Origin of the sequence: Streptomyces sp. NPDC057302 (assembly GCF_042667685.1) — a bacterium.
Lineage (GTDB): Bacteria > Actinomycetota > Actinomycetes > Streptomycetales > Streptomycetaceae > Streptomyces.
Map to the genome: position 1 here is coordinate 1 of NZ_JBHUZJ010000148.1, position 9,242 is coordinate 9,242.

At 70.6% G+C, this 9,242-nt stretch carries 6 protein-coding genes; 3 read left to right on the plus strand and 3 right to left on the minus strand.

What is annotated here, in order from left to right:
- Positions 1–45 precede the first annotated feature (45 nt).
- The gene (locus ACFUPX_RS43385; protein ID WP_383335152.1) at positions 46–2,631 is read right to left on the minus strand and encodes an ABC transporter permease; all 2,586 of its coding nucleotides are present in this window, start codon (positions 2,629–2,631) and stop codon (positions 46–48) included.
- Entirely contained in the window at positions 2,628–3,416 is a 789-nt protein-coding gene (locus ACFUPX_RS43390; protein ID WP_361386845.1) for an ABC transporter ATP-binding protein, read from the minus strand. Before ACFUPX_RS43390 ends, ACFUPX_RS43385 begins: the two co-directional genes overlap by 4 nt.
- A gap of 403 nt (positions 3,417–3,819) precedes the next feature.
- On the opposite strand from ACFUPX_RS43390, the gene ACFUPX_RS43395 reads away from it, so the two are divergent.
- From ACFUPX_RS43395 to ACFUPX_RS43405, 3 genes are all read left to right on the plus strand, one after another.
- Positions 3,820–5,424 carry an MFS transporter gene (locus tag ACFUPX_RS43395; RefSeq protein WP_383335154.1) on the plus strand — a complete coding sequence of 535 codons (1,605 nt, stop codon included), beginning with the start codon at positions 3,820–3,822 and terminating at the stop codon, positions 5,422–5,424.
- Between the two features lie 122 nt (positions 5,425–5,546).
- Positions 5,547–6,119: a DUF485 domain-containing protein gene (locus ACFUPX_RS43400; protein ID WP_383335156.1), complete on the plus strand. Its 573-nt coding sequence runs from the start codon at positions 5,547–5,549 to the stop codon at positions 6,117–6,119.
- On the plus strand, positions 6,116–7,738 hold the full coding sequence (locus ACFUPX_RS43405; RefSeq protein ID WP_383335158.1) for a cation acetate symporter: 1,623 nt from the start codon (positions 6,116–6,118) through the stop codon (positions 7,736–7,738). The genes ACFUPX_RS43400 and ACFUPX_RS43405 overlap by 4 nt, the downstream gene beginning before the upstream one ends.
- 85 nt (positions 7,739–7,823) lie before the next feature.
- Here the strand turns inward: ACFUPX_RS43405 and ACFUPX_RS43410 are convergent, their stop codons facing one another.
- The gene (locus ACFUPX_RS43410; RefSeq protein WP_383335160.1) at positions 7,824–8,723 is read right to left on the minus strand and encodes a cellulose-binding protein; all 900 of its coding nucleotides are present in this window, start codon (positions 8,721–8,723) and stop codon (positions 7,824–7,826) included.
- Between the last annotated feature and the right edge of the window lie 519 nt (positions 8,724–9,242).

Consider the following 9,242-nt stretch of genomic DNA (forward strand, 5'->3'; position numbering starts at 1 on the left):
CCGTAGCGCCCGCCGGGGCCGTCTCCCACACCCCCGTGGCGGGAGCTATTCGGTGGCGATGGCGTTGAGGACGTTCATCCGGCCTGCCCGGAAGGCGGGCACGAGCGCCGCGAAGAGGCCCACGAACGCCGATCCGATGAAGACGGTGATGATCGTCGGCCAGGGGATCTCCAGGACCTTCAGACCCTCCAGGGCGAGCAGCTTCTGGGCCGTCGCTCCCCAGCCCATGCCCAGGCCGAGGCCGAGCAGCGCGCCGAAGAGGGCGATGACCACCGACTCCAGGCGGATCATGCGGCGCAGCTGGCGGCGCGAGAGGCCGACGGCCCGCATCAGGCCGATCTCCCGGGTGCGCTCGACCACCGAGAGGGCCAGGGTGTTCACGACGCCCAGGATCGCGACGATGATCGCGAGCCCCAGCAGGCCGTAGACCATGTTCAGCATCTGGCCGACCTGGTCCTTCAGCGTCTGCTTGAAGTCGGTCTGGTCCATGACCTTGTACTGCGGATAGTCGGCCATGGCCTTCTTCAGCGACGCGTACGCCGCCTCCTGCTGGCCCTTCTGCGCCTCGGCGAACATGATCTCGTTCGGCGGCATCCGGTCGGCGGGCACGTACTTCGCGGCGGTCGAGATGTTCACGTACATCGCGCCCGAATCGAGTGACGTGTCGCTCGACGTGATGGCCCGGACCGTCATCTCGCCCGTCCTGCCGTGGTCGAAGGCGAGCTTCACCTTGTCGCCGACCGTGATGCCGTGGTCCTTGGCGAATTCCTCGCCCACCGACATGGAATCCGGCTTGTAGGCGTCGGTGAGCTTGCCCGCGACGGTGTCGGCGCGCAGGTCCTCGGCGTACGTCGCGTCGGCGGCGCTCAGGCCGACCCCCTTGGCGACCTTGCCGTTCGCGGCCGTCAGGTCCGCCTTGACGTCCTTGTACTGGGTGATGTGGGCGATGTGGTCGGCCTTCTCCAGGGACTTCGCGGCCTTCGGGGTGATCGCCTGCTCGTTGTCGGACTGGATGATGAAGTCCGCGCCGACCGACTTGTCGAGCTCGTCCGTGGCGGAGGCGACCATCGAGGAGCCGACCACGGAAAGGCAGGCGACCAGGGCGAGGCCGATCATCAGGGCCGCGCCGGTGGCGCCGGTGCGCCGCGGGTTGCGCAGGGCGTTGCGCTCGGCCATCCGCCCGACGGGGCCGAACATCCTCAGGAGTACGGCGCTGATGACGCGGACCACGCCGCCCGCGAGGACCGGGCCGATGACGACGAAGCCGATGAGGGTCAGGACCACGCCGCCGCCGAGGAAGAGCGAGCCCTCGCTCGCCTTGTCCGCCTGGGACGCGGTCCAGAGGCCGAAGCCGCCGGCGCCGGTGAGGACCAGGCCGATCAGGGCGCGCAGGAGGCTCGCCCTGCCGTCGGCCGGTGTCCCGGCGTCGCGCAGCGCGGCCATCGGGGAGACCTTGGCGGCCCGCCGAGCGGGGAGGTAGGCGGCGAGGACGGTGACGACGATACCGAGGACCATGCCGACCACGGGGGTCGTCCAGGCGACCGTGAGGTCCTGGGTGGACAGCTCCATGCCCATGCCGGACATGAGCTGCATCAGGCCGACGGCGAGACCGACGCCCGCGCCGACCCCGAGGATCGAGCCGAAGACACCGAGCAGCAGCGCCTCGACGAGCACGGAGCGGTTGATCTGCTTGCGGCTCGATCCGATGGCGCGCATCAGACCGATCTCGCGGGTGCGCTGGGCGACCAGCATCGAGAAGGTGTTGATGATGAGGAAGATGCCGACGAGGAAGGCGATTCCGGCGAAGCCGAGCATCGCGTACTTCATCACGTCCAGGAAGCCGCTGACGCTCTCGCGGCCGTCGTCCGCGGTCTCCTGCTGCGTCTTGACCTTGTACGCGGAGGCCTCGGCTCCCATGGCCCCGGTGACGTGCCGCTTGAGAACCGAATCGCTGACGCCCGACTTGGCGACCACGTTGACGTGGGTGAACTTGCCCTTCGCGCCCAGGAGTTCGCGCTGTGCGGTCGCGGTGTCGAAGTAGACGATCGCCGCGCCGGGGTTGGTGACCTTGAAGGTGGCGATGCCGGAGATCTTCGCGGTGTGGTCGCCGCTGACGGCGATCGTGCGCAGCTCGTCACCGATCTTGAGGTGGTGCTTGTCGGCGGTGTCGGAGTCGACCATCACGTCGGTGGGTCCGCGCGGGGCGTGCCCGGAGGTGATGTCCATCGAACGCAGGTCGTTGTGCGTCCAGTTGCCCGCGATGGTCGGGCCGCCGCCGGTGGGGCCGACGTTCTCCTTCTTGGCGTCGACGACGGTCACGGCGGTGCTGCTGACCGCGCCCTCCGCGGACTTCACGCCGTCGGCCTTCTTCGCCTGGCCGACGACCGATGCGGGTATCGACTCGGGCCTGCCGCTGTCGGGGGTCTCGCCCGTGTCCTTGGCGGCCTTGGAGGTGACGGTGACATCGGCGGAGGTCGCGGCGAAGAGCTTGTCGAACGTCGTGTTCATCGTGTCGGAGAAGACGAGCGTGCCGCACACGAACGCCACCGAGAGGACCACGGCCACCGCGGAGAGCGCCATGCGGCCCTTGTGCGCGAAGAAGTTGCGCATCGAGGTCTTGAGGACGGTCATGACGTACGCCCCCGCGCGTCGAAGTCCTTCATGCGGTCAAGGACGGAGTCGGCGGTCGGCGAGTACATCTCGTCGACGATCCGGCCGTCGGCGAGATAGAGGACCCGGTCCGCGTACGAGGCGGCCACCGGGTCGTGCGTGACCATCACGATGGTCTGGCCGAGCTCGGTCACCGACTTGCGCAGGAAGCCCAACACCTCGGCTCCGGCGCGGGAGTCGAGGTTTCCGGTCGGCTCGTCACCGAAGATGATCTCGGGGCGGGCGGCCAGGGCGCGGGCCACGGCGACGCGCTGCTGCTGGCCGCCGGAGAGCTCGGTGGGGCGGTGCTTGAGGCGGCCCGCGAGTCCGACGGTCTCCACGACCTGGTCGAGCCAGCCGCGGTCGGGCTTGCGGCCCGCGATGTCCATCGGGAGCGTGATGTTCTCGATGGCGTTGAGCGTCGGCAGGAGGTTGAACGCCTGGAAGATGAAGCCGATCCGGTCCCGGCGCAGCTGCGTGAGCTTCTTGTCCTTCAGGCCGGTGATCTCGGTCTCGTCGAGGTAGATCTGCCCGGACGAGACGGTGTCGAGGCCCGCGAGGCAGTGCATCAGGGTCGACTTACCGGAGCCGGACGGGCCCATGATCGCGGTGAACTGCCCGCGGGCGATGTCCACATCGATCTCGTCGAGGGCGACGACCCGGGTCTCCCCGGATCCGTACGCCTTCACGACCTGGCGCGCCCGTGCCGCCACGGCCGTACGCCCTCCAGTGCCCCCGTGCCTGGGAATGGTTACAGCCGATGTCACGGTAAGTCTCCTAAGTCGGTTACGCAGTGAGTCAGGTGTGTTCGCTACGCATAAAGAGTCTGGTCGTCGGACGGGTCCCGCGCGCTGGTGCTCAGCGCAGTCTTTTGCGGGGGAAAACCCCACCCCCGAAGGTGTGGTTGGTCCGATCCGAGGCCTTCCCCGGCCCGACCCCGTCGGCATAAAGCCAATCTAAGAAGCGGCGGTGGCCTTCTCGTCCTCCAGCGGTACGAGCGCTCCCCGGTCCGTAGTACGGAGGTTCCCCTAGGGGATCTCCACCTGCCGGTGGAGCCGTTCTCGGGGTTGCTCCACCCTCCTGCCGAGCGGACACCGGCCCACCTGCCGGGATGCTCTCCACCCCTGCCCCGGACGCGCATCGGGTGAGATGGTGGCCCGGAGCAAATAGATGCAGGGGGAAGGGATCTCGGTGGACGCGGACGGCACACCTTCGGGTTCGGACGACCGGCGGCGGCGCGGACCCGTCGTCGCCGCGCTCATGCTCGCGATGGCGCTCGCCGCCCTGGACGCCACGATCGTCTCGACCGCCATCCCGCAGATCGTCGGCGACCTCGGCGGCTTCTCCGTCTTCTCCTGGCTCTTCTCCGGCTATCTGCTCGCCGTCACCGTCACCCTGCCCATCTACGGCAAGCTCTCCGACACCTTCGGCCGCAAGCCCGTCCTCATCGCGGGCAGCGTCCTCTTCCTGCTGGGCTCGGCCCTGTGCGCCGTGGCCTGGAACATGGGCGCGCTCATCGCCTTCCGTGTCGTCCAGGGCCTGGGCGGCGGCGCGCTCCAGGGCACGGTGCAGACACTCGCCGCCGACCTCTACCCCCTCAAGGAACGCCCCAAGATCCAGGCCAAGTTGTCCACGGTGTGGGCGGCTTCGTCGATCGCGGGACCGGCGCTCGGCGGCCTCATCGCCGCGTACGCGGACTGGCGCTGGATCTTCCTGATCAACCTGCCCATCGGGGCGGTGGCCCTCTGGCTGATCGTGCGCCACCTGCACGAGCCGGAGCGCGAGGCGGTCACCCGGGGGCGCACCGACTGGGCGGGCGCGCTCGCCGTCTTCGCCTGCGGCGGCGTACTGCTCACCGCGCTCGTGCAGGGCGGTGTCGCCTGGGGCTGGCTCTCCGCGCCCTCGCTCGCGCTGTTCGCGGGCGGGCTGCTGCTCGCGGCGGCCGTCGTCGTGGTCGAGCGGCGCGCGGCGGAGCCGATCATCCCCGGCTGGGTCTGGCGCCGGCGCACCATCGCCGCGGTCAACCTCGCCCTGGGCGCACTCGGCCTCCTGATGGTCGCGCCCACCATCTTCCTGCCGACGTACGCCCAGTCCGTGCTCGGCCTCGCGCCGATCGCCGCCGGGTTCGTGCTCTCCGTCATGACGCTGAGCTGGCCCGTCTCCGCCGCCCTGAGCCAGCACGTCTACCGCAGGCTGGGCTTTCGCGACACCGCCCTCATCGGCATCGGCGGCGCCGCGCTCTTCCTCTTCGCGTTCCCCCTCCTGCCCTACCCGGGACAGGCCTGGCAGCCGGCCCTGATCATGCTGCTGCTCGGCGCGGCACTGGGTCTGTTCCAACTGCCGCTGATCGTCGGCGTGCAGTCCACCGTGGGCTGGTCCGAGCGGGGCACGGCCACGGCGTCCATCCTCTTCTGCCGCCAGATAGGCCAGACCCTGGGCGCCGCGCTCTTCGGCGCCGTCGCCAACGGAGTGCTCGCGTCGCGGCTCGGCGGGGCGGGCTCCCTGGACTCGGTGGCGCACGCCCTGGAGGACCCGGGATCGGTCGCCGACCCCGAACGGCTGCGCAGGGCCGTCGACTCGGCGGTCGACACCGTGTACGTCGGGGCGGGGTGCGCCGCGGTGCTCGCACTCCTCGTACTGGTGTTCCTCGCCCCTCGGCGCTTTCCGGTAATCGGGGTCAAGACCTCGGAAAACGGCGAGGTGGGAGCGCTGGAGAGCCCGGAGGGCACCCAACTGGCGCCGCACGAAAGCCGCCTGAACGGACCGGCCGAATAGACCGACCGACCAGTATGCGCAAAACCCTTCGCGGCTCTACTACTTACAAGTAACGTGCTCGATCCTCACCTCTCGCTCCCTGCGGTCCCGCACCGGACCGACGCCGCGCAAGGAGAACCGGGATGCCCTACCCTCACCAGCCCCAACGCCCCCACCCCCCACATCACCCTCAAAACCCTCCCCGCTCGCAGTACCCCCAGTACCCCGAGTACCCCGAGTACCCCTCGCCCTCCCAAAGCCGTCAGACCCCGCAGCCCCCTCAGCCCCCTCAGAGCTCGCAGCCCGCCTATCACCCCCACCTCCCCCCGCACGACTCCTCCCCCTCGTACCCCACCTATCCCTGGCAGCCCGTCGCGCCGCCACCTCCCCCGCCGCCCCCACGGCTCCCCCGCCACCCCGCACTCGGCCGCCACAGCGACCTGCGCCACCTGCGCAGCGCCTACCGCTGGCAGCGCCGCGTCGCCACGCTCACCGCGCTCGGCTACTTCACGCTCTTCCTGATCCTCTCCGCCTTCGCCCCGGCCCTGATGACGGGCACGGTCTCCGGCGGGCTCTCCACCGGTCTGCTGCTCGGCCTGTGCCAGGTGCCCGTCACCCTGCTCGCCATAGCGCTGTACGAGTTCACGGCCCGCCGCAGGGTCGACCCCTTGGCCCAACGGCTGCGCAAACGGGCGGAGTTGGAGGCCAACCGATGAACCCCGGCACCACACTGGCCACCGACTCGGCCCAGGCCATGTCCCTCGTGGCGTTCACCGCCGTCGTCACCCTCACGCTGCTCCTGTGCGTGATGACGGGCCCCGACCGCGACGACCTCGGAGAGTTCTACGCGGGCTACGGCTCCCTCTCGCCGATGCGCAACGGCCTGGCCATCGCGGGCGACTACATCTCGGCGGCGACCGTCCTCGGCACCGGCGGGATCATCGCGCTCCTCGGGTACGACGGCGTCGTCCTGGCCCTGAGCACGGCCCTGTCCCTCATGCTCCTGATGTTCCTGCTCGCCGAACCCCTGCGCAACGCGGGCCAGTTCACCATGGGCGACGTACTGGCCCGCCGGATGCCGGGCCGCGCCGTACGGATCACGGCCTGCGCGGCGACGCTCGCCGCGCTCATCCCCCTCATGCTGGTGCAGCTGGCGGGAGCGGGCGACCTGCTCTCCTTCATCCTCGGCTTCTCCGGCGAGGGCGTGAAGACGGGCTGCGTCGTCGCGCTGGGCGCGCTCATGATCAGCTACGCGGCGATCGGCGGCATGAAGGGCACCGCCCTCATCCAGATCCTGAAGATCGTGATGCTGCTCGGCTCCGGAGTGGTCATCGCCGCCCTGATCCTGCGCCGCTTCGACTGGGACCTGGGCGCGCTCCTGGCCGCCGCCCAGAAGGGCAGCGGGGCCGGCCCGGCCTTCCTCCAGTCCGGACTCCAGTTCCAGGGCGGCCCCAACCCCCGCCTGGACATGATCAGTTCGGAGCTGACGGTGGTGCTCGGCGGCGCCTGCCTGCCGCACGTCACGATGCGGATGTACACGGCCCGCAGCGCGCGCGAGGTGCGGCGCTCGATGTCCTGGGCGGTGTCGTCGGTGGCGCTCTTCGTCCTCGTCATCTCGATCGTCGGCTTCGGCGCGACGGCGATGATCGGGCGGGCGGCGATCACGCAGGCGGATCCGCAGGGCAACACGGCCTATCTGCTGGGCTCAAGGGCGGTGTTCGGCGCGAACGCGTCGACGGCGGAGACCCTCGTCTTCACGACCGTCACCACGGCGATCTTCCTGACGCTGCTCGCCTCGGTCGCCGGAATGATCCTCGCCTGCGCCAACTCCCTGGCGCACGACGTCTTCGCACATCTGCACCTGCGCAAGGAGCTGACCCCGCGCCGGGAGATGACGCTGGCCCGCGTCTCGGCGCTCGCCATAGGGAGCCTGGCGATCGCCCTCGCGGTCATGGTCCAGCACCACAACCTGCAACCGCTGGTCACCCTCTCCTTCTGCCTGGGCGCCTCCGCCCTCGCCCCGGCACTCGTCTACAGCCTCTTCTGGCGCCGCTACACCCGCAGGGGCCTCCTGTGGACCCTGATCGGCGGCACGCTGGGCTCCGTCATCCTCATGACGGGCACCAACCTGGTCTCGGGCGCCCCCACTTCGGCGTTCCCGAACCACGACTTCAACTGGTTCCCCTTCACCACGACGGGCCTGGCCTCCATCCCGCTGGGCTTCCTGCTCGGCTGGCTGGGAACGATCTCGTCGGGCCCGAGAGTGTCCGAGAAGCAACGGGGCAGGTACGAGGCGGTGGAGGGCTGGATCCTGGCGGGAGTGACGAGGAGGTAGGGGGGAGAACTCGACGCGGGGTGAACGGGTGGGTGGGCGGGAAAGAATCGCCGCGAAGCGGCGGCCTGGAAGAGCCCCGCCCCGCCTAGGGTGCACCCTCAGCAGCAGCCCGCCCGGTCAGCGCAGCGAGACTGCTCCGCACATGCTCCATGTGCGCCCGCACCTCGTCCCACTCCTCACCGTGCTCCCGCAGCATCCGCTCGGTCTCCCGGACGATGCCCTCCTCCCGCACCCCCGCGGCAGCGACCAGCTCCGCGCCCCGCGCCTCCGCGTCCTCCTGCCCGTGCCTCGCGGACTCCTCCGCCTCGGCGAAGGCCCGCTTGGCCTCGGAGAGCCGCGCCTCGGCGGCGGCCACGAGCGAAGCCTCGTGAGCCTCCGCCTCGGCCTCCCGCAGGGCGATCTCCCGCTCGGCGGCCTCCCAGCGCTCGGCGTGCTCCTTCTCCTGCTCCTCCAGGAGCGCGGCACTGCGCTCCCGCATCTCCCGCAGCGCGGCGAGGGCCTCGCCGCGCCACTCCTTCACGTCGCGGCGGGCCGAGATCCGGGACTCGTCCGCGGTCGCGCGACAGGCGAGGAGCCGCTGCCGGGCCCGTTCGTCGGCCTCGCCGAGCACCTCGTCGGCGTACGCGCCCGCGGCCTCCCGGACCTCGCGCGCCCGGGTGTCGGCCGCCTCCGTCACGCTCCGCACGTCGGCGTCGGCCTGCGTCCGGACTGCCTCGGCCTCCGCCTCGCTCAGGGCGAGGACGTTGCGCGCGCGCTCGCTCAGCGTCTCGTACGTCTGCGGGGCGAGGCGCGACACCACGTCCCGCAGCCGTTCCGCCTCCGCCTCCATCTCCTTGGCGAGGACGGTGAGCCGGGCGGCGCGTTCCCACGCGCCGTCGCGGTCCTGGGACAGATCGAGGGCGTACGCGTCCACCTGCTCGGGACGGTAGCCACGTCCGCGCACGGCGACGAAGCCGTGCTCCGAGGCCGTTGCACCGCTGCTCATCCTTGAATCCCTCCTCCGACGCCACCACGCGCGTATTACGCGATTGGCGCACATCTTGATGGATCAAGCGGAAGTGCCCATAACGCGACACTCCGCGCATCTCATCCGCTCAAGGATGCGTCATCGCCGCCCAGAAGCTGGAACCGGCCACCCGACTCCATCGCCGGGAGCCCTCCGCGACTACCCCAGCGCAGTTCCTTCGCCGCCCAGCAGACGCCACCGCCCCGGCACGGCCCCTCCGCGGCGCGACGTAACCACCACCATGGCCGCCGCCCCAATCCCGCCGCTTCGCGGCGGATCTTCCCCACCCACCCACCCGAGCACCCCGCAGCACTCGAAGCAGGCAGACCGGGTGGGTGGGTGGGAGAGATCCGCCGCGAAGCGGCGGGCTGCACGGTCGACGACTCGGCGGAGCAGCCGGACGCACCGTCGGCGGCCGGGGAAGGCGGCGAGGCGCCCGGCCGACCAGCTGCAAGGTGGTTGCCGCCCGCCCGCGGCCCGGAGAGCGCGGGGTGTCCG